Raw genomic sequence first — 20075 nt, forward strand, 5'->3', positions numbered from 1 at the left:
GTTTATTGAAAAATTAATACTTTTCAATTTTATAACTAAATGGTATGATTAGTAGGTCGTATTTTGAAAAGGTAAGGAGGAATTAGCATGCGCGTAAACGTAACTCTAGCTTGTACTGAATGTGGAGAAAGAAACTACATTACTACAAAAAATAAACGTACTAATCCTGAACGTATAGAAATGAAAAAACATTGTGCTCGTGACAACAAACACACTATGCACCGTGAAACAAAATAATTTATATTTTGAACCAGATTCTTTTATTAGAATCTGGTTATTTTTTTATGAAAATTAAATTGACCAATCTTTTAAAATTGCAGTTTAATGACATTGTAATTCATTAACGTTATAATAATAAGAGTATAATTAAAGGGAAGGTGCATGTTATGAGTAAAAAAGCGTTACGCCATGATAAAATTGAATTAATGAAATCTTTTATGTCAAATGATAAAAAACAATCTTCAGATCAATATCTTGCAAATCATTTATTTGATACAAGTGAATATAAATCAGCAAAGCGTGTAGGCATTGTATTATCTATGCCACATGAAGTAAATACATATTCTATCATTGAGCAAATGATTAATGAAGGTAAGACTGTTTTTGTACCTGAAACAAACTATCAAAGTAAAGAAATGGCATTTAAACATGTAGATAGTCTTGATCATATCGGACCAGATGATAAAGGTATTAATCATGTCGAAGCTGATACAGAAATTTCAAATCAATTAGATTTATTAATTGTTCCTGGAGTGGTCTTTAATCATAGTGGATATCGCATTGGATACGGTGGGGGATATTTTGATAAGTTTTTAAGTCAAAATACACAACCGACGATAAGTTTGCTTTATGATTTCCAACTTGGTGACTTTGAGGTTGAATCACATGATCAGCCCGTTGAAAAATTAATAATAGCAACAACTTAATTATGGAGGCAGAAATGATTACAGAAAAACATTATTGGAAGTGTATCTACACTTGGATTAAATATTTTAATTATCATGTTGTTCATCGTAATCAAGATGATAGTGAAATTTGGTTAGCAAACAAGAAAAAACAGTCTGTTGCTATCTTTGAATTTGGTGCTAATTCCACTCAAGAAGTTAGATTTGCTAAAAGTAGAATTCAAGAAAACGAAGAAAATATCGTTTCATTTTTAGATTTTTCACCTAAAAATTATGAATTATATATATTCACTGATAAAACTTTTACTGATGAAAATTTAAATGAAATACAACCACTGAAATTTAAAGTGAAAATTATTAGAGAAGCAAGTCACGCTGAAAGAATAATGCCAAATTTCATAATGAAGAAAATTTATAATCGAGATACTAAACTTACAAAATATCAATATAAACAACGTGCGTTAAATAATAATCCCATTGAGAAACATATGTTAAAGTTTTCTCCTGTAACCTACACATTAATTGCAGTCAACATTATCATCTGGCTTGCAATGGTGCTGTTTTTAAATCGATTTTCAGATTTGAAAATGTTAGATGTAGGAGGGCTTGTGCACTTTAATGTTGTGCATGGTGAATGGTATAGATTGATTTCATCTATATTTTTACATTACGATTTTGAACATATTTTAATGAATATGCTGAGTTTGTTCATTTTTGGTAAAATTGTGGAATCAATCGTAGGTCATTGGCGAATGCTTGTCATCTACATTGTTGCTGGATTATTTGGTAATTTTGCATCATTGTCATTCAATATTGACACTGTTTCTGCAGGTGCAAGTGGTGCAATATTCGGTTTGATTGGTGCAATATTTGGATTTATGTATGTAGGTAAACAGTTTAATCGTAAACTTATTGGTCAGTTACTAATTGTTCTTGTAATAATGATAGGATTATCCTTATTTATGCAAAATATTAACATTGTCGCACATATTGGTGGCTTTGTAGGTGGTCTATTAATTACATTAATCGGCTATTATTTTAAAGCGAATAAAAACAGATTTTGGTTCTTATTAATTCTAATGCTTGTATTATTTATTGCAGCACAAATTCGTATTTTCACGATTAATGAAGATAATATATATAATACAATTATTTCAAATGAAATGAAGCAAGGTCAATATAATGAGGCTAAAGACATGGTTGAAGATACGATAGATAAGAACTATGCAGATGATGAAACATATTATCTGCATGGACTAATTAATGCAACCTTAAACTCAAAATCTGAAGGTGTAGCAAGTTGGGAAAGGGGCTTAAGGTATTTTCCTGACTCTGGTCTATTAAATTATCAACTAGCGATTGCAAGTAGGTCTCTTGAAGATGATGATAAAGCAAAAAAATATATAAAAGCTGCGTTAAAGGCAGACCCTAGCAATAATGATTATATTAATTTAAATAAAGAATTGAGCGATAATAGTGAACCAAAAGATTAATAATTTTTATGATGTACTTCAGCTTTTAAAAAAGTTTGGTTTTATTATATATTTTAAAGACAAAAATGATATGTATGAAATGATGGAACAAGAAATAAAATCATTATACGATTATAAATTATTAACAAATGATGAATATTTGAAATGTATATTAATTATTAATCAAAGAAGAATGAATAAATAAAATTTCCCCCTTATAACATTTGTGTTTACAGGGGGAAATTTATTTTGAGGATTAAAAAGACCAAAATTTCATGCTAGATCATACGCCTAGAAAGGGCTAGCATGATTGATTATGAAATGCTGATGGTTGTGTTATAAACCATTAGTTTAGTAAAATAACCATCGCTAACTTAGGTAGGTTCGATGGTTATTACGTATATAATTTAAGAATAATGCCACGGTTTTTTTAACGGGCTTAATTGGATGATGCACGTATGTGTGTTGCCTTTTTCTATTTATAAGTCACCACAATATAAAATTATAATCAGATTTTATGAAATTAGATAAATATTAGTAAAGTCCTAACTAGATAAACAGGGGTTTATTGTTCATTATAATTGCAATTGATAATTGATTAAGATTAAAATGTACATAAGGAAATATCTAGTAATATTTTAAGGGTAAAAAGGACGTATTATTTTAAAAACACTAAAAAAATATGAAGTACTTATTGATGTAAAATCTCCAAACCCCTTGATATATAAGCGTTTTTGAACTACAGTGAAAGATAGCATACCATTTCAAAAAAACAGAGAAGGATGAATAAATTAATGAATAAAATCATATTAGCAGCAGATATTGGTGGAACAACATGTAAATTAGGTGCTTTTGACGAAAAACTTGATCGTTTAGCAAAATGGTCAATTGATACAGATACGTCTGATGCTACTGGCTATTTACTATTAAAAAAGGTTTATGATTCTTTCGTAAATTACATAGATGAATCTGAATATACTTTTTCAAACGTCCTTGGTGTCGGCATAGGTGTCCCAGGTCCCGTGAATTTCGAAACGGGTGAAGTAAATGGAGCAGTTAATTTATATTGGACTGAAAGTGTTAATGTGCGACATATATTCCAACAGTTTGTAGATTGTCCAGTATACGTTGATAATGATGCGAACGTTGCAGCCTTAGGTGAAAAACATAAAGGCGCTGGAAATGGTTCAGATGATGTTGTGGCTATAACACTAGGAACCGGATTAGGTGGCGGTATTATTTCTAATGGAGAAATTGTTCACGGTCATAACGGTTCTGGTGCAGAGATTGGACACTTTAGAGTAGATCAGGATCAGCGTTTCCGTTGTAATTGTGGCAAGTCAGGTTGTATTGAAACCGTAGCGTCTGCAACTGGTGTAGTTAATTTGGTCAATTTTTATTATCCTAAATTAACTTTTAAATCATCAATTTTGCAGTTAATTAAAGATAATGAAGTAAGTGCAAAAGCAGTATTCGATGCGGCTAAGGCTGGAGATCAATTTTGTATTTTCATTACGGAACGTGTAGCAAATTATATTGCCTACTTATGTAGTATTATTAGCGTTACAAGTAACCCTAAATATATTGTTTTAGGTGGAGGCATGTCTACAGCTGGTTTGATATTAATTGAAAATATTAAAACAGAGTATCATAATTTAACATTTACACCAGCACAACAAGGTACAGAAATAGTTCAAGCACAACTTGGAAATGATGCTGGCATTACCGGAGCAGCCGGGTTAATTTATACTTATATAATTGAAAAGGATGGTGTTAAATAATGGCTATTGTTGATGTAGTTGTTATACCAGTTGGTACAGATGGTCCGAGTGTTAGTAAATATATTGCAGAAATACAAACAAAATTAAAAGAATATAAAGCACAAGGCAAAATAGATTATCAATTGACACCTATGAACACATTAATCGAAGGTGACTTAAAAGATCTATTAGAGGTTGTTCAAGTAATTCATGAATTACCTTTTGATAAAGGTTTAGACCGTGTCTGTACGAATATAAGGATTGATGATCGTCGTGATAAATCTCGCAAAATGAATGATAAGGTAAAAGCTGTCCAAAATCATTTGGAAAATGGAGGCAACTAGGGTGAGGATTTCGAGTTTAAGCTTAGGTTTAGTTGATACTAACACATATTTTATTGAAAATGATAAGCAAGTCATTTTAGTAGATCCTGCTAGTGATAGCGAGTTAATTATTAAAAAACTAAATCAAATTAATAAATCACTAAAAGCGGTATTGTTAACACATGCACATTTTGATCATATTGGTGCTTTAGATGATATTATAAAAAAATATGATGTGCCAGTTTATATGCATAAATCAGAATTTGATTTTTTAACAAATACAGAAAAAAATGGTTCTGAAAAATTCAAACAATACGGCATGCCAATTATAAAAAGTAAAGCGACACCAACAGAACTTAAAGAGGGTAAAGCACAAATTGCTGACTTTAATTTCGAAGTGCTTCACACGCCAGGACATTCTCCAGGTAGTTTATCATTCGTCTTTAATGAATTTGCAGTTGTTGGTGATACATTATTTAATCAAGGTATAGGCAGAACTGATTTATATAAAGGTGATTATGAAACTTTGGTTAATTCAATATTAGATAAATTGTTCAAATTAGACGCTGATTTACCACTATTCCCGGGTCATGGGCCGCACACTACAGTAGAGGATGAGCAATTAAATCCTTATTTACACGGTTAATATATCGTCACGTCAATTCAAATTATAAAAACGATTGAAAATAAAATAGGTAAAGTAATTCTATCACCTCCTACGTGTTTATAAGTAGGAGGTGTTTTTTTGAAGCTATTATTTAACAACATAATTGAGAAAGCAATTCAGAGAAATGCTACTGATATACACTTTATACCTTCTGAAAAGGAAGTGTATATCAAATTTAGAATTCAGGATGATTTAACTTTTATTGAATCAATTCGGACACATGTTTATAGAAAGCTGCTTACTTATATGAAATATCAAGCTGGATTAGATGTATCAAAACATAATTCGGCACAAAGTGGAAGATACATATATAAACTAAAACAAATATTTTATTTAAGAATCTCTACGTTACCATTGTCTCTCGGTAATGAAAGTTGTGTTGTAAGAATCATTCCTCAATATTTTCAAAAGCAAAATATCACTCATGATATTGAAAAACTGTATACATTAATGAATAAAAAGCAAGGTTTAATACTATTTAGCGGTCCAACTGGATCTGGTAAAAGTACTTTAATGTATCAAATGGTTATGTATGCAAAGGAAAAGTTAGGTTTAAATATCATAACTGTAGAAGATCCGGTGGAACAATTAGTTGAGGGCGTTACTCAAGTTTCTATCAATGAAAAGGCAGGTATTAATTATGAGAGTTCTTTTAAGGCAATACTAAGGTGTGATCCAGACATTATACTTATTGGAGAAGTTAGAGATCCTACGATAGCAAAATACGTTATACAAGCAAGTTTAAGTGGTCACTTAGTATTAACTACAATACATGCTAACAATTGTAAGGGCGCGTTATTAAGATTATTAGAAATGGGCATAACAAAACAAGAAATTAACCAATCTATTTTGAGTGTGTTAAACCAAAGACTAATCACAATATATAACAGTGAAAGAAAATTAATTTATGAACAGTTACTACAACACGATATAAGTTATTTTTTAAATAATGATTACACATTACCAAACCATTTTCATAATTTATCCTTTCATTTAAAGCAAATGTCTAAAGCAGGTGTTATTTGTGAAGAAACTGTTGATCGCTATATTTAAAATACCCAAACAAAAGATAATAGCAGAAAAAAATCAAATAGAACTTTTAATAAGATTGAAAGATTTACTAGAACATGGATTTACACTTTCTGAAGCCTTTAGGTTTTTATTAAAACATATTAAAGTTAAATCATCTAAAGTAACTGCATTAATTGAAGAAGAATTAAAAAATGGTGCAAACTGTCATCAAATCCTTCGAATATTAAAATATCCACAACCTGTTGTGATGCTTATTTATTTCTCAGAGCTATTTAGTGATTTACCTGTGAGTTTAGCCCATGCACATGATTATTTATTGAGAAATTATAATGCTAAAAAAGCCTTATTAAAAACACTTCAATATCCATTATTATTATTAACGTTATTCATAACTATGTTGATCGTTTTAAATCATACGATTATTCCAGAATTTCAAAATTTATATAACAATATGGATGTCCAAATATCGACTTTACAACAATTTTTGTCAACATGTATTCTCTGTTTTCCTACTTTCATATCTTACCTTATTATATTACTGTTCATTACTACAATAGCATTTATCCTTTATTACAATACTTTATCAATACAGCATAAACATAAGCTTGTTTTAGCATTGCCTATCATACGTAAATTTTTCAAACTTTATAAAACGTATCGAATTGCTTCTGAATTCTCTTTATTTTATAAAAATGGCGTGAATTTGCAAAAAATAGTGCAAATTTATGCTGAACAACGCAATGATAAATATCTAAATTTTTTAGCTGATCGCATAACACTTGGAACACAAAATGGATTAACACTCAGTGAAATTTTAACTAACATCGCATGTTTTGAAAAAGAATTAACAGAATTTATAGAAGAAGGCGAGAAAAAAGGTAGAGTTGAAATAGAATTGAAATTATATAGTGAGATAGTCATTGCACAAATAGAACGTTATTTACAACTCCTCATAAAATTCATTCAACCTTGTATTTTCACATTATTAGCTTTTCTCATCGTATCTTTATATCTCGTTATTATGTTACCAATGTTTGATTTAATGCAAACAATTAAATGAAAAGGAAAGGAGCCTATGCATTTTTTGAAAAACTTAAAAAAACTATTTAATAAAGAAGCATTTACACTTATAGAAATGTTGCTTGTTTTATTAATCATAAGTTTATTGCTTATTTTAATCATACCTAACATTGCAAAACAATCATCACATATACAAACTGCTGGTTGTGAAGCTCAAATAAAAATGATAAACAGTCAAATTGAAGCTTATTCATTAAAATATAATAAAAAGCCAACATCAATCGATGAACTCGTCTCAGAAGGATATATTAACGAAAGTCAAAAGCGATGTAAAACTGGTTCGACAATTTCAATAAATAATGGTGAAGCAGTTGCTAACTAATAAAGCTTTTACTTATATAGAAATGTTAATGGTTTTAGGTATAATAAGTTTATTATTATTTTTACAAGTAAGATATATCTCTATAAATAATTCCGCAGCCCAATCAAATAATCACTCTATGACTAATCTAATTATGCAATTTAATTTTTTAAAATCGAAAGCAATTAAAGATAATAAACCAATTACTTTAATATTCAATACTTTTTCCTCGAAAATTATTGTTAGAGAACCCCAACATGAAAATCCTCATATAAAATTAACTAAAAATACTTATATTCATCCGAGAACAAATATAAATTATTTAACTTTTGATAAAAATGGTGATACTAATAAATTCGGAACACTTTACCTATCTACAAACGGTCGACTATATAAAATCATTTTCCATATTGAAAAAGGAAGGATGAGATTTGAAAAAATATAATGTCACGGCTTCTTTATTTTTAGATGCTATTATTTCTTTCTCAATCATCACTACTATCTGTTTAGTGTTTTTACCAATGCTATTACAATTAAATCAAGCTACAAAAGAAAAGTTATCAGAAATTGAATTGAAAAGAATCCTATTACTTTCATTGCATAATTACAGTGAACCTGAATTGAAAAGAGGTTTGATTTTGGATGAATATAGTTTAACTCTTAAAGAAAATAAAATTTGTATAATAAAAAGGGAAACAAAAAATGGAATTTGCTATTATAAAAAGATTAAAGCTTTCACTTATATCGAAGTGCTTTTTGCATTAATGATAACTGTATTGTTACTAACTATAATTCCTTCATTATTCAAATCAACTACAGCCTTAAGTGTTCTAGCAAATGATCATCTAAATATAGAAAGTGAATTTTTTGCGAGAGATTTAACGCAAGATTTAATGAATAACAAGGGGATATAATGATAGATAAATCTAAAGGAACTCAACTTTCTATTAAAGACAAAAATAAACTTATATCTTATAGCTTTAAAAATAATAAAATTGTTAAGTCTATTAATGGGAAGGGAAATATCACATTACTTAATAACGTAAAGGCTATAAAATTTCGAATTCTAAAAAATAAATCTTTACTTGTTAACTTAAAAATTTTTGATAAGGATAAGACATTTGAAAAACAAATTCAATTTTAATATATCTGGCTATATATATCCTTTTGTGATGGTCATATTTGTGCTATATTTATCTTTAATAACAAACTACACGTTCCAATTTAGCGCTCAGCTAAAAACGTTAGATAATATTGAATCTTATTATGAAAAACAAATCAACTTATTTATAAAAAAGGAAGATATTTTTGAAAAATAACATTTTAGAGCCAATTATTCTTATAGGATTTATGGGGACTGGCAAAACAACTTTAGGTAAATATCTTGCTAAAGCTAATCACCTCTCTTATGTCGATTTAGATGCCTATATCGTTCAACAAGAGAACAATACAATCCCTGATATTTTTGAGCAACTAGGTGAAAGTGGTTTTCGATCACTAGAATATAAATATTTAACAGAGTGTATTGATCGTTTTGATATCATTTCTACTGGTGGTGGCATTATAGAAGGCGAGAAGTCATATGCCTTGTTAAAGCAACAAACTAAAATTATCTGGTTAGATTGTGATTTGACAATTGTTTACAATAGAATTAAGAATGATAATAATAGACCGAATGCTAATAATAAATCACTTTTTGATTTAAAAAGCTTGTATTCATCTAGGGTTTCAAGATATAATGAAATCGCATTCAAAAAAGTAAATAGTAGTAATCCTCTTTCAGATTTACACAAAGAAATCATGAAAGAGCTAACATGCGAATGACCAGTATTAGAGAGAATGGTAGGTTATATTATATATAACATTAGACCATCGCCGAAGGTGCAAGTTCAACGAAACTCTCAGGCAAAAGGATAATACTGTGACGCATTCCTGGAGTATCATAAACAGGGTAGCTTAGTCTACTCTGTTTTTTTTTATAAAATTTTTAGGAGGTTTCTTCATGTCTAACGAACTTAAACATACACCGCTTTATCAAAATTTTGTTGATAGCGGGGCTAAAATTGTGGAATTTGGTGGCTGGGCAATGCCAGTTCAGTTTTCAAGTATAAAAGAAGAACATAATGCCGTAAGAACTGACATTGGCTTGTTTGATGTAAGCCATATGGGAGAAATTATTATTAAAGGTTCTGAAGCAGATGAATTAGTACAATATCTTCTTTCAAATGATATTGAAAACTTAACTACTACTAAAGCTCAATATACTGCGCTATGTAATGAAAATGGTGGAATTATTGATGATTTAATTACTTACAAATTAGATGAAAAAGTTTATTTATTAGTAGTAAATGCTGGAAATACAGATAAAGATTTTGAATGGATGAAAGAACATGCCAAAAATTTTGATGCAGAAGTAATTAATGCTTCAAATGATTATGGTCAATTAGCAGTTCAAGGTCCGAAAGCACGTGATTTAGTTAAACAACATGTTAACGTTGACGTAGCAGAAATGAAGCCTTTTGATTTTAAACAAAACGTTGAATTCTTTGGAAAGAATGTAATCCTTTCACAGTCAGGTTATACAGGTGAAGATGGATTTGAAATTTATTGTAATGCAGAAGATACACCTTACTTATGGGAAAAAATTCTTGAATTTAATGTACAACCTTGTGGACTAGGTGCAAGAGATACATTAAGACTTGAAGCTGGACTGCCACTGCATGGTCAAGATTTGACTGAGTCTATAACACCATATGAAGCTGGTATTGCATTTGCTGCAAAACCATTGATTGAATCTGACTTTATTGGTAAAAGCGTACTCAAAGACCAAAAAGAAAATGGTTCTAAACGCAGAACTGTTGGTTTAGAAATGATAGACAAAGGTATTCCAAGAACTGGTTACACAGTCTATGATTTAGATGGCCATGAAATTGGTGAAATCACTTCTGGTACACAGTCTCCATTGAGTGGTAAATCAATTGGGTTAGCTTTAATCAATCGCGATGCTTTTGAAATGGGTAAAGAAGTAATTGTACAAGTTAGAAAAAGACAACTTAAAGCTAAAATTGTTAAGAAAAACCAAATTACTAAATAATTCAAAGGGGTGTTACTATGAGTCATCGTTATATTCCATTAACAGAGCAAGATAAAAAGGAAATGTTAGATACTATTGGAGCCAATTCTATTGAAGAACTTTTTGGAGACGTTCCAAAAGATATCTTACTGGGAAGAGAATTAGCTATACCTGATGCTGAATCAGAAACAACATTAAGTAAGCGATTAAGCAGAATTGCAAACAAAAACATCACTAAAGAAACGCATTCATCATTTTTAGGTGCAGGGGTATATGATCACTATGCTCCAGCTGTTGTTGATTCAATGATTTCACGTTCAGAATTTTATACTGCCTATACACCTTATCAACCAGAAATTTCTCAAGGTGAATTACAAGCGATTTTCGAATTTCAAACGTTAATTTGTGAATTAACGGATATGGATATAGCAAACTCGTCAATGTATGATGGTATTACAAGTTTTGCAGAAGCATGTATTTTAGCTTTCAATCAAACACGTAAAAACAAAGTTGTTGTATCAAAAGGGCTACATTATCAAGCTTTACAGGTATTAAGAACTTATGTTAAAACACGTGAAGAATTTGAAATCGTTGAAGTTGATTTAGATGGTACGATTACAGATTTAGACAAGCTTGAAGCAGCAGTTGACGATGATACAGCAGCAGTTGCTGTACAATATCCAAACTTCTATGGTTCTGTTGAAGATTTAGAAAAAATCAATTCATTTATTGAAGACAAAAAGGCTTTAATGATTGTATACGCAAACCCGCTTGCATTAGGTTTATTAACTCCTCCAGGTAGTTTCGGAGCGGACATTGTTGTCGGAGATACACAACCATTTGGTATACCTGCTCAATTTGGTGGGCCTCATTGTGGGTTCTTCGCAACAACTAAAAAATTAATGAGAAAAATACCTGGTCGTTTGGTAGGACAAACCGAAGATGGAGATGGCAATCGTGGTTTTGTATTAACTTTACAAGCACGTGAACAACATATTCGTCGTGATAAAGCGACATCAAATATATGTTCAAACCAAGCATTAAATGCTTTGGCGTCCTCAATTTGTATGTCAGCTTTAGGTAAACAAGGTATTTATGATATCGCGGTACGAAACTTTGAAAATGCTAACTATGCTAAAGATCAATTCAAACAAGCTGGTTTTGAAGTTGCTAACGGTACATCTTTTAATGAATTTGTAGTTAAATTCGACAAATCAGTAAAAGAAGTTAATGATGCTCTAATTGAAGAAGGAATTATCGGAGGATTTGACTTAAGTGAAGCTTCTGAAGACTTTAATAATCATATGTTAATTGCAGTAACAGAATTAAGAATGAAAGATGAAATAGACACATTTGTTAAGAAAGCAGGTGAATTAAATGGTAGTAAGTAAATCTAGTCCACTAATTTTTGAACGTTCTAAAAAGGATCGTTATGCGTACTCGTTACCACAGAAAGAAATTGATAATGGTGCTGTAGATAAATTACTAGATGATAAATTCATCAGAAAAAACAAAGCAGAATTACCAGAAGTTGCAGAATTAGATTTGGTTCGCCATTATACCGAACTCTCAAACAAAAATTTTGGCGTTGATTCAGGATTTTATCCATTAGGTTCATGTACGATGAAATATAATCCTAAAATAAATGAAAAAATTGCAAGAATACCAGGATTTGCAGAATCACATCCATTACAAGATGAATCACAAGTTCAAGGCTCATTAGAAATTATTCATAGTCTGCAAGAAGAGTTAAAAGAGATTACAGGTATGGATGAAGTTACATTACAACCAGCTGCTGGTGCACATGGTGAATGGACTGCATTAATGATTTTCAAAGCCTATCATCAAAAAAATGGTGAAGGACACCGTGACGAAGTTATTGTTCCTGACTCAGCTCACGGTACCAATCCAGCTTCAGCTGCATTTGCAGGATTCAAAGCAGTTACTGTGAAATCAAATGAGCGCGGCGAAGTTGACATTGATGATTTGAAACGCTTAGTTAATGAAAAAACAGCAGCAATTATGCTAACTAACCCTAATACTTTGGGGATTTTTGAAAAGAATATTATGGATATCAGAAATATCGTTCATGAAGCAGGCGGCTTATTATACTACGATGGTGCAAATTTAAATGCAATTATGGATAAAGTAAGACCGGGGGATATGGGATTTGACGCTGTACACTTAAACTTACACAAAACATTCACAGGCCCTCACGGTGGGGGTGGACCAGGTTCAGGTCCAGTAGGTGTTAAGAAAGAACTTGCTAGTTTCTTACCAAAACCTATGGTTATCAAAGAAGATAATGAATATAAATATGATAATGATATTGAAAACTCAATTGGTCGCGTTAAACCGTTCTACGGTAACTTTGGAATCTATTTAAGAGCATATACTTACATTCGTACGATGGGTAATAAAGGTCTTGAAGAAGTTTCAGAAGCTGCTGTGTTAAATGCTAACTATATTAAAGCTCGATTAAAAGACCACTTTGAAATACCATATGAACAATATTGTAAACACGAATTTGTGTTAAGTGGTTCAAAACAAAAAGAACACGGTGTGCGTACATTAGATATGGCTAAACGTTTGCTAGACTTCGGTGTTCATCCACCTACAATTTATTTCCCACTTAACGTGGATGAAGGTATGATGATTGAACCGACAGAAACTGAATCAAAAGAAACTCTAGATTATTTCTGTGATAAAATGATAGAAATAGCTAATGAAGCTAAAGAAGATCCGGACAAAGTCTTGGAAGCACCACACACTACAATTATAGATAGATTGGATGAAACGAAAGCTGCACGCCATCCAGTATTGAAATTTGAAAATTTACGTTCAGAAAAAGAATAGAACGTCTGAGTAATGCATTCTTATTTCTATAATATAAATACTACTCCTTTAAAATTATAATAGGAGTAGTATTTTTTTATATTAAATTCTTATGATTAATCAAAAGCTTTTCATTACAAAGTATCTTATATCAAATAATAATAGTCATTTTAAAAAGTAATAAATCCAGTAAAGAAACGACGACTAAATTTTTTGATACATTTATATATATATTAAAAATAGCGGATTATTCACCCAATAAGGTCAATAATCCGCTATAAAAATGATTATGTAGAGTTAAGCTAATGCACATCAAGTTTTATAAACGCAATACTTATTTATACATTTATTTTTTCGACTTAATTTTTCCAGTCCATTTTTTATATCCACCTTTTAACATGTAGATATCTGTATAACCATTCTTCTTTAATGTTCTAGCAGCACGATAACTTGCAATGCCATTTGCATCACATAGATAAATAGGTTGATCTGTTCTCAATCCCTGATATCTTTGCTTAAACATTGTGATTGGAATGTTACGTGCACCGTTAATGTGCCCGTAATCATAATCCACTTTTTCTCTTACATCAATAACTTGAGCTTTACGCAAACCATTATGAAATTCATTTTGGTTTAATTCTGTGACTGCTCTCTTGTTAAGAAGATAATTGATTAGCATGTAAGCGATGATTATTATTAATGCTGCTAACGCTATAAACCAAAAATTACTCATCTTGCATCCTCCCTAATTAACCGATATTATATATTATAAGACTGTTAGCACAATTTATCAAAATTTTTCATTTAATTTATTGGATAATGCTGACAAACTTAGACAATTATTGCAAACGATAACATAAAATGAGGATTAAAACAATTTAATTTATTGATTGGGGTTTTTAGTGTGACTGAATCTTGGAATTTTATAAATACAGGAAGTAATGATCCATATTTCAATATGGCAATGGATGAAGCGCTGCTTAATTTTGTTTCTAGAGGAGAAATTGATCCAGTTATAAGATTTTACACGTGGAATCCAGCAACATTATCTGTCGGTTATTTCCAAAGACTGACTAAAGAAATAGATATAGAAAAAGTACAAGAAAAAGGATATGGTTTAGTCAGACGTCAAACAGGTGGCAGAGGCGTGCTACATGATAAAGAACTTACATATAGTGTTATTGTACCAGAATCACATCCGGAGATGCCCTCGACCGTAACAGAAGCATACAGAGTGATATCTGAAGGTTTGTTAGAAGGATTTCAAGCTTTAGGCTTCGAAGCATCTTTTTCAATTCCTCGTTCAAAGGAAGAACGTGAGAAATTAAAACAACCAAGAAGTGCTGTGTGTTTTGATGCTCCTAGTTGGTATGAGTTAGTTGTAGAAGGTCGTAAAATAGCGGGTAGTGCGCAGATACGTCAAAAAGGAGTCATTTTACAACATGGTTCCTTGTTACAAGACGTCGACATTGATGATTTATTCGATATGTTCATTTTTAAAAACGAGCGTTTAAAAGATAAAATGAAACAATCTTTTCTAGAAAAAGCAGTGGCGATTAATGATATCTCAGACCGACATATTACAATACCCGAAATGGAAGAGGCTTTTGAGATGGGGTTTAAGAAAGGATTGAATATTGATTTTAAACCACTAAATCTAACGCATAAACAACAAGAAGAAGTAAATGTACTCATTGAAAAATATAAAGCTGACGAATGGAACTATCGTAAATAATATGTTTAGACTCAAAAAATGTGAGGGTACAGTCTTTAACGACTGCATCCTCACATTTTTTATACATATAAAGTTAGATAGATTTAAATAAAAGTTTTAAGAGTAAGATAGCGCAATAAAATTATTTTTTTCTATTGCGTCTTTTATACTTTCTTTGTGCGCGTTTATACTTTCGTTGATCTTCTGTTAAAAAGAAGAAGTAATATATCGCATATATAATCCCTGCAAATACAGCAAAACTAATTGCCATACTAACAAAACTGAATATAAACGCATCTAAATTGAGAATTAACCCAATTGCTGCGATTGCGATTATTATATAAAAAATTGCTCGTTTCAATTTATAACACTCCTATTTAGTTGTTAACTCTGTTTATTATCAATACTAATAGTTGATAGGGTTTTTTGTCCTTTTTTAAGTTTTTTCTTATCTTTCTCACTATAACCATCTCTAATATCATTCATTGCTGAGCTAAGGTCTTTATTTAATTTAGTGATGTTTTTCTTTTTACTCTTATCTTCATCACTCATTTTATCTTTATCAATATCATTTTCATATGTAGTGTGTGCAGAATCGATTTTATTCGTTATGTCAGTCAACTTGCTAAGAACCTTTTTATCATTTTTATTTTTTGATACATCACTTTCAATATCATTATATTGATCAATTGCTTTTGCTATATTTTGATAATATTTAGATGATGCTTTTAAATTTGTTACTTTCGTTTTATTACTTTTAGCCTGTTTAATGTTTTCTTTGTCTTTCTTTAGTGAGGCGACGTTTGTTTTTTCTTTGTCGATAGTTTGTTTTAATTCTTGAATATTACTTTTTAATTTATGATTTTCATCACGGAGTTGTGTGGTCTTTTCTTCTAAAGGACCTAAATTTTGACTACCACAACCTACTAGTAAACATGAAGCACTTAATATAGCTACAATTTTTTTCTTCATAACTCTCTCCTAATTCAAAAACTATATATTCACATAATAATTATGCTATCATTTTAATGTATAAAAAGAAAATGTACAAATTTATTGAATAGGAGGAAGACAGATGACTAGAATAGATAAACTGAATTCTGCCTTAGAAACAAAACATTTGGAAGCAATTGTTGTATTAACCGATTTTAATAGAAGGTATTTATCAGGATTTACAGGTACGAGCGGCGCGCTCGTTATTACAAAAGATAAAAACTTATTAATTACAGATTTTAGGTACATAGAGCAAGCAACATCCCAAGCCACTCAATTTGAGATCATTAAACAAAAAGGTGGTCTCATAGAAGAAGTAAAAGCACAATTAGAAAAGTTAAACGTCCAGAATGTAGGCTTTGAAGGTGATTTAGTCAGCTATGATACATACTTACAATTAAGTAAATCCTACATCAGCTTAATCAGCGTTTCTGGTCTAATTGAAAAAATCAGAGAAGTAAAAGATGATAGTGAAATTAAACTTATTCAAAAAGCTGCTGAAATTGTTGATGAGACATATGAGTACATCTTAACTGTTGCAAAAGCAGGTATGACTGAACAGCAATTAAAAGCTAAATTAGAAAGTAAAATGTTAGAACTTGGCTCAGAAGGTACTTCGTTTGATACAATTGTTGCCTCAGGAGCCAGAGGTGCATTACCACATGGTGTCGCAAGTGAAAAAGTTATTAATCAAGGCGAACTGATTACTTTAGATTTCGGTGCATATTATAAAGGCTACTCATCTGATATCACACGTACATTTGCTATAGGTGAACCAGATCCTAAACTCAAAGAAATATACAATATTGTCTTAGAAGCTAATATTAAAGGTATTGAAGCCGCTAAACAAGGTATTACAGGCAAAGCTTTAGATGCTATTGCTAGGGATTATATTACTGAACAAGGATATGGAGAAGCGTTTGGCCATTCACTGGGACATGGTATAGGGTTAGATGTACACGAGGGACCCAATTTATCTAGAAAATCAGAAGCTAAATTAGAGGTAAATAACTGTGTTACAATTGAACCTGGTATTTATTTAGACGGATTAGGTGGCGTTCGCATTGAAGATGACGTTTTAATTACAGAAAATGGTTGTGAATGCTTTACTAAATGCGCTAAAAACCTTATTATTTTATAGAAGACCTTATAATTGAGGAGGAAACTGAATGATTTCGGTTAATGATTTTAAGACAGGCTTAACAATTGCAGTAGATAATGGTATATGGAAAGTATTAGATTTCCAACACGTAAAACCAGGTAAAGGATCTGCATTTGTGCGTTCAAAATTACGTAATTTAAGAACTGGTGCTATTCAAGAGAAAACATTCAGAGGCGGCGAAAAAGTCGAAACTGCTATGATTGAAAATCACCGCATGCAATATTTATATGCAGATGGTGATACACATGTTTTCATGGATAATCAAACTTTTGAACAAACAGAATTAGCAGCCGATTATTTAGAAAATGAATTGAATTTCTTAAAAGCTAATATGGAAGTTCAAATTCAAACTTACGAAAGTGAAACACTTGGCGTTGAATTACCAAAAACTGTTGAACTTACAGTAACAGAAACAGAACCTGGTATCAAAGGTGATACTGCTAACGGAGCAACTAAGTCAGCTACAGTAGAAACTGGTTACACATTAAATGTGCCGTTATTTGTAAATGAAGGCGACACACTTATAATTAACACAGGCGACGGTAGCTATATTTCAAGAGGTTAATACTTATAAAAATAATCATAGTTATTATTTTTTAGTTTATCTCATACCTATTAATAACCTTTCCAATTCACGAAGCGTTGGAAAGGTTATTTTATTTTTTTCATTTTATATTAAACAAACGACTGTTATAGTAGTGTTATTCAAAAAAATTAAACTTTATATCAATTAATTACAATAACATAGCCCCATTCCGTTAAAAAAACGTTATAATAAATAGAATTCTCATTAAATTATATCTATATACAACTACATAAAGGATAAACACTTTATTATTGAAAGCATGTATATGCTTGAATTGAACATTTCACTAAAGTAAAATAAACTAGGTAAATGAAAACAATCTGAAGGAGTCAGTACTTATGAATTTTAAAGAAATTAAAGAATTAATAGAAATTCTTGATCAATCTAGCTTGACTGAAATCAATATAGAAGATAAAGGCAACGTTGTTAATTTAAAAAAAGAAACTGAAATCATTACACCTCAAATTTCACAACAACCAATGCAACAAGGTTCACCGCAACAAGGTGTAATGTCAGCTCCTGTAAGCACGCAAAGTTCAGAGGAAGTAAATACAAACGCAGTGGAAGACAACTTACAAACAATTAACGCACCAATGGTAGGGACATTTTATAAATCACCATCACCTGAAGAAAGTGCATATGTACAAGTTGGAGATTCAGTTACAAACGAATCAACAGTGTGTATATTAGAAGCAATGAAATTGTTTAATGAAATACAAGCTGAAGTAACTGGAGAAATTGCTGAAATTCTAGTAGAAGACGGTCAAATGGTAGAGTATGGCCAACCGTTATTCAAGGTGAAATAATGAATAAAATATTAATTGCAAATAGAGGAGAGATTGCGGTAAGAATCATTCGTGCATGTCACGATTTAGGATTACAAACTGTGGCTATTTACTCTGAAGGAGATAAAGACGCTTTACATACTCAAATTGCTGATGAAGCATATTGCGTTGGCCCAACACAATCTAAAGATTCTTATTTAAATATCCCAAACATTTTATCTATCGCAACATCGACAGGTTGTGACGGTATACATCCTGGCTACGGATTTTTAGCGGAAAATGGTGATTTCGCTGAACTATGCGAAGCCTGTCAACTGAAATTTATTGGTCCAAGTTACGAATCTATCCAAAAGATGGGTATTAAAGACGTTGCTAAGGAAGAAATGAAACGCGCGGAAGTACCTGTTGTCCCAGGTAGCGAAGGTCTTGTAAAGGATATCAACGATGCAAAAGGCATTGCTGATAATATCGGTTACCCAGTTATTATTAAAGCAACTGCTGGCGGTGGTGGTAAAGGTATCCGTGTGGCTCGTGATGAAAAAGAATTGGAAACTGGCTTTAAAATGACACAACAAGAAGCGGAAACTGCATTCGGTAATGGTGGACTTTATCTCGAGAAATTTATTGAGAATTTCAGACATATAGAGATTCAAATCATGGGTGATAGTTTTGGTAATGTTGTCCATTTAGGTGAACGCGATTGTACAATACAACGTAGAATGCAAAAACTTGTGGAAGAAGCACCATCTCCAATTTTATCTGAAGAAAAACGTCAAGAAATGGGTAATGCTGCAGTCAGAGCAGCAAAAGCTGTTAATTATGAAAATGCAGGTACAATTGAATTTATATATGATTTGGATTCTAATGATTTTTACTTCATGGAAATGAATACACGAATCCAAGTTGAGCACCCAGTAACAGAAATGGTTACAGGTGTAGATTTAGTTAAATTACAATTGAAAGTTGCGAGAGGCGAAAAATTGCCATTCAAACAAAAAGATATCAAAATAGAAGGTCATGCAATGGAATTCCGTATCAATGCTGAAAACCCATATAAAAACTTCATGCCTTCACCAGGTCAAATCACTCAATATTTAGCACCAGGTGGCTTTGGCGTTAGAATTGAATCAGCATGTTATACTAATTATACGATTCCACCATATTATGATTCTATGGTTGCTAAGCTCATTGTACATGAGCCAACTAGAGAAGAAACGATTATGACAGGTATACGCGCTTTAAGTGAGTATCTCGTTTTAGGTATAGATACTACGATTCCATTCCATATTCGTTTGTTAAATAATGACATTTTCAAAAGCGGAGAGTTTAATACTAAGTTTCTTGAAAAATATAATATCATGGATGATCAAACTAAATAGGAGGTATG

25 protein-coding genes and 1 riboswitch are annotated in these 20075 nt (G+C 31.1%); of the genes, 22 read left to right on the forward strand and 3 right to left on the reverse strand.

Features of this window, described 5'->3' with window-relative positions; all coding sequences use genetic code 11:
* The first annotated feature begins 87 nt into the window (after window positions 1–87).
* From rpmG to gcvPB, 17 genes are all read left to right on the forward strand, one after another.
* Window positions 88–237 carry a 50S ribosomal protein L33 gene (gene rpmG / locus AOB58_RS02070; protein WP_002483181.1) on the forward strand — a complete coding sequence of 50 codons (150 nt, stop codon included), beginning with the start codon at window positions 88–90 and terminating at the stop codon, window positions 235–237.
* Window positions 238–386: 149 nt separating this feature from the next.
* A complete protein-coding gene (locus tag AOB58_RS02075; protein ID WP_021339257.1) occupies window positions 387–926 on the forward strand; it encodes a 5-formyltetrahydrofolate cyclo-ligase in 540 nt (179 codons plus the stop codon).
* Between the two features lie 14 nt (window positions 927–940).
* The gene (locus tag AOB58_RS02080; RefSeq protein ID WP_021339256.1) at window positions 941–2398 is read left to right on the forward strand and encodes a rhomboid family protein; all 1458 of its coding nucleotides are present in this window, start codon (window positions 941–943) and stop codon (window positions 2396–2398) included.
* Window positions 2382–2582 carry a YqgQ family protein gene (locus tag AOB58_RS02085; RefSeq protein WP_002512453.1) on the forward strand — a complete coding sequence of 67 codons (201 nt, stop codon included), beginning with the start codon at window positions 2382–2384 and terminating at the stop codon, window positions 2580–2582. Before AOB58_RS02080 ends, AOB58_RS02085 begins: the two co-directional genes overlap by 17 nt.
* Window positions 2583–3171: 589 nt before the next feature.
* The gene (locus AOB58_RS02090) at window positions 3172–4158 is read left to right on the forward strand and encodes a glucokinase (RefSeq protein WP_021339255.1); all 987 of its coding nucleotides are present in this window, start codon (window positions 3172–3174) and stop codon (window positions 4156–4158) included.
* Complete coding sequence (locus AOB58_RS02095) at window positions 4158–4481, forward strand: MTH1187 family thiamine-binding protein (protein WP_021339254.1); 324 nt, start codon at window positions 4158–4160, stop codon at window positions 4479–4481. The genes AOB58_RS02090 and AOB58_RS02095 overlap by 1 nt, the downstream gene beginning before the upstream one ends.
* Before the next feature lies 1 nt (window position 4482).
* Window positions 4483–5106 carry an MBL fold metallo-hydrolase gene (locus tag AOB58_RS02100; protein WP_002507502.1) on the forward strand — a complete coding sequence of 208 codons (624 nt, stop codon included), beginning with the start codon at window positions 4483–4485 and terminating at the stop codon, window positions 5104–5106.
* Between the two features lie 99 nt (window positions 5107–5205).
* Window positions 5206–6180 (forward strand): competence type IV pilus ATPase ComGA, encoded by a 975-nt coding sequence (comGA, locus tag AOB58_RS02105; protein WP_021339253.1) that lies wholly within the window; start codon window positions 5206–5208, stop codon window positions 6178–6180.
* The gene (comGB, locus tag AOB58_RS02110) at window positions 6152–7219 is read left to right on the forward strand and encodes a competence type IV pilus assembly protein ComGB (protein WP_021339252.1); all 1068 of its coding nucleotides are present in this window, start codon (window positions 6152–6154) and stop codon (window positions 7217–7219) included. The genes comGA and comGB overlap by 29 nt, the downstream gene beginning before the upstream one ends.
* A gap of 24 nt (window positions 7220–7243) precedes the next feature.
* Window positions 7244–7561: a competence type IV pilus major pilin ComGC gene (comGC, locus tag AOB58_RS02115; protein ID WP_031265988.1), complete on the forward strand. Its 318-nt coding sequence runs from the start codon at window positions 7244–7246 to the stop codon at window positions 7559–7561.
* Window positions 7539–7985 (forward strand): competence type IV pilus minor pilin ComGD, encoded by a 447-nt coding sequence (comGD, locus tag AOB58_RS02120; RefSeq protein ID WP_064782888.1) that lies wholly within the window; start codon window positions 7539–7541, stop codon window positions 7983–7985. The genes comGC and comGD overlap by 23 nt, the downstream gene beginning before the upstream one ends.
* Window positions 7972–8454: a hypothetical protein gene (locus AOB58_RS13720; RefSeq protein WP_237283165.1), complete on the forward strand. Its 483-nt coding sequence runs from the start codon at window positions 7972–7974 to the stop codon at window positions 8452–8454. Before comGD ends, AOB58_RS13720 begins: the two co-directional genes overlap by 14 nt.
* Window positions 8454–8684 carry a ComGF family competence protein gene (locus AOB58_RS13725; protein WP_237283166.1) on the forward strand — a complete coding sequence of 77 codons (231 nt, stop codon included), beginning with the start codon at window positions 8454–8456 and terminating at the stop codon, window positions 8682–8684. The genes AOB58_RS13720 and AOB58_RS13725 overlap by 1 nt, the downstream gene beginning before the upstream one ends.
* A gap of 206 nt (window positions 8685–8890) precedes the next feature.
* Window positions 8891–9364: a shikimate kinase gene (locus AOB58_RS02140; RefSeq protein WP_236593604.1), complete on the forward strand. Its 474-nt coding sequence runs from the start codon at window positions 8891–8893 to the stop codon at window positions 9362–9364.
* Window positions 9361–9467, forward strand: a riboswitch (glycine riboswitch). Its footprint overlaps the gene before it by 4 nt.
* Before the next feature lie 75 nt (window positions 9468–9542).
* Window positions 9543–10634: a glycine cleavage system aminomethyltransferase GcvT gene (gene gcvT, locus AOB58_RS02145; RefSeq protein ID WP_064782889.1), complete on the forward strand. Its 1092-nt coding sequence runs from the start codon at window positions 9543–9545 to the stop codon at window positions 10632–10634.
* 17 nt (window positions 10635–10651) lie between these two features.
* Window positions 10652–12004: an aminomethyl-transferring glycine dehydrogenase subunit GcvPA gene (gene gcvPA / locus AOB58_RS02150; protein ID WP_021339245.1), complete on the forward strand. Its 1353-nt coding sequence runs from the start codon at window positions 10652–10654 to the stop codon at window positions 12002–12004.
* Window positions 11991–13469 (forward strand): aminomethyl-transferring glycine dehydrogenase subunit GcvPB, encoded by a 1479-nt coding sequence (gene gcvPB / locus AOB58_RS02155; protein WP_002507512.1) that lies wholly within the window; start codon window positions 11991–11993, stop codon window positions 13467–13469. Before gcvPA ends, gcvPB begins: the two co-directional genes overlap by 14 nt.
* Window positions 13470–13794: 325 nt before the next feature.
* Here gcvPB and AOB58_RS02160 read toward each other — a convergent pair whose 3' ends face one another.
* Window positions 13795–14181: a rhodanese-like domain-containing protein gene (locus AOB58_RS02160; RefSeq protein ID WP_002507513.1), complete on the reverse strand. Its 387-nt coding sequence runs from the start codon at window positions 14179–14181 to the stop codon at window positions 13795–13797.
* 171 nt (window positions 14182–14352) lie between these two features.
* Here AOB58_RS02160 and AOB58_RS02165 point away from each other — a divergent pair, with 171 nt between their 5' ends.
* Window positions 14353–15183, forward strand: a complete 831-nt coding sequence (locus AOB58_RS02165; RefSeq protein ID WP_064782890.1) for a lipoate--protein ligase family protein — start codon at window positions 14353–14355, stop codon at window positions 15181–15183.
* 121 nt (window positions 15184–15304) lie between these two features.
* On the opposite strand, the gene AOB58_RS02170 is transcribed toward AOB58_RS02165, so the two are convergent.
* Together AOB58_RS02170 and AOB58_RS02175 are read right to left on the reverse strand one after the other, a co-directional pair.
* The gene (locus AOB58_RS02170) at window positions 15305–15523 is read right to left on the reverse strand and encodes an SA1362 family protein (protein ID WP_002507515.1); all 219 of its coding nucleotides are present in this window, start codon (window positions 15521–15523) and stop codon (window positions 15305–15307) included.
* Window positions 15524–15546: 23 nt separating this feature from the next.
* The gene (locus tag AOB58_RS02175; RefSeq protein ID WP_021339244.1) at window positions 15547–16134 is read right to left on the reverse strand and encodes a hypothetical protein; all 588 of its coding nucleotides are present in this window, start codon (window positions 16132–16134) and stop codon (window positions 15547–15549) included.
* A gap of 103 nt (window positions 16135–16237) precedes the next feature.
* Between AOB58_RS02175 and AOB58_RS02180 the strand changes: the two genes are divergently transcribed.
* The 4 genes from AOB58_RS02180 (at window position 16238) to accC (ending at window position 20067) form a co-directional block, all read left to right on the forward strand.
* Complete coding sequence (locus tag AOB58_RS02180; protein WP_064782891.1) at window positions 16238–17296, forward strand: M24 family metallopeptidase; 1059 nt, start codon at window positions 16238–16240, stop codon at window positions 17294–17296.
* Window positions 17297–17324: 28 nt separating this feature from the next.
* Entirely contained in the window at window positions 17325–17882 is a 558-nt protein-coding gene (gene efp / locus AOB58_RS02185; RefSeq protein WP_002507518.1) for an elongation factor P, read from the forward strand.
* Window positions 17883–18241: 359 nt separating this feature from the next.
* Window positions 18242–18709 carry an acetyl-CoA carboxylase biotin carboxyl carrier protein gene (accB, locus tag AOB58_RS02190; protein ID WP_064782892.1) on the forward strand — a complete coding sequence of 156 codons (468 nt, stop codon included), beginning with the start codon at window positions 18242–18244 and terminating at the stop codon, window positions 18707–18709.
* A complete protein-coding gene (accC, locus tag AOB58_RS02195) occupies window positions 18709–20067 on the forward strand; it encodes an acetyl-CoA carboxylase biotin carboxylase subunit (protein WP_002512447.1) in 1359 nt (452 codons plus the stop codon). Before accB ends, accC begins: the two co-directional genes overlap by 1 nt.
* Window positions 20068–20075: the final 8 nt, after the last annotated feature.

It is taken from the genome of Staphylococcus sp. AntiMn-1 (assembly GCF_001663395.1).
Taxonomy (GTDB): Bacteria; Bacillota; Bacilli; order Staphylococcales; family Staphylococcaceae; genus Staphylococcus; species Staphylococcus equorum.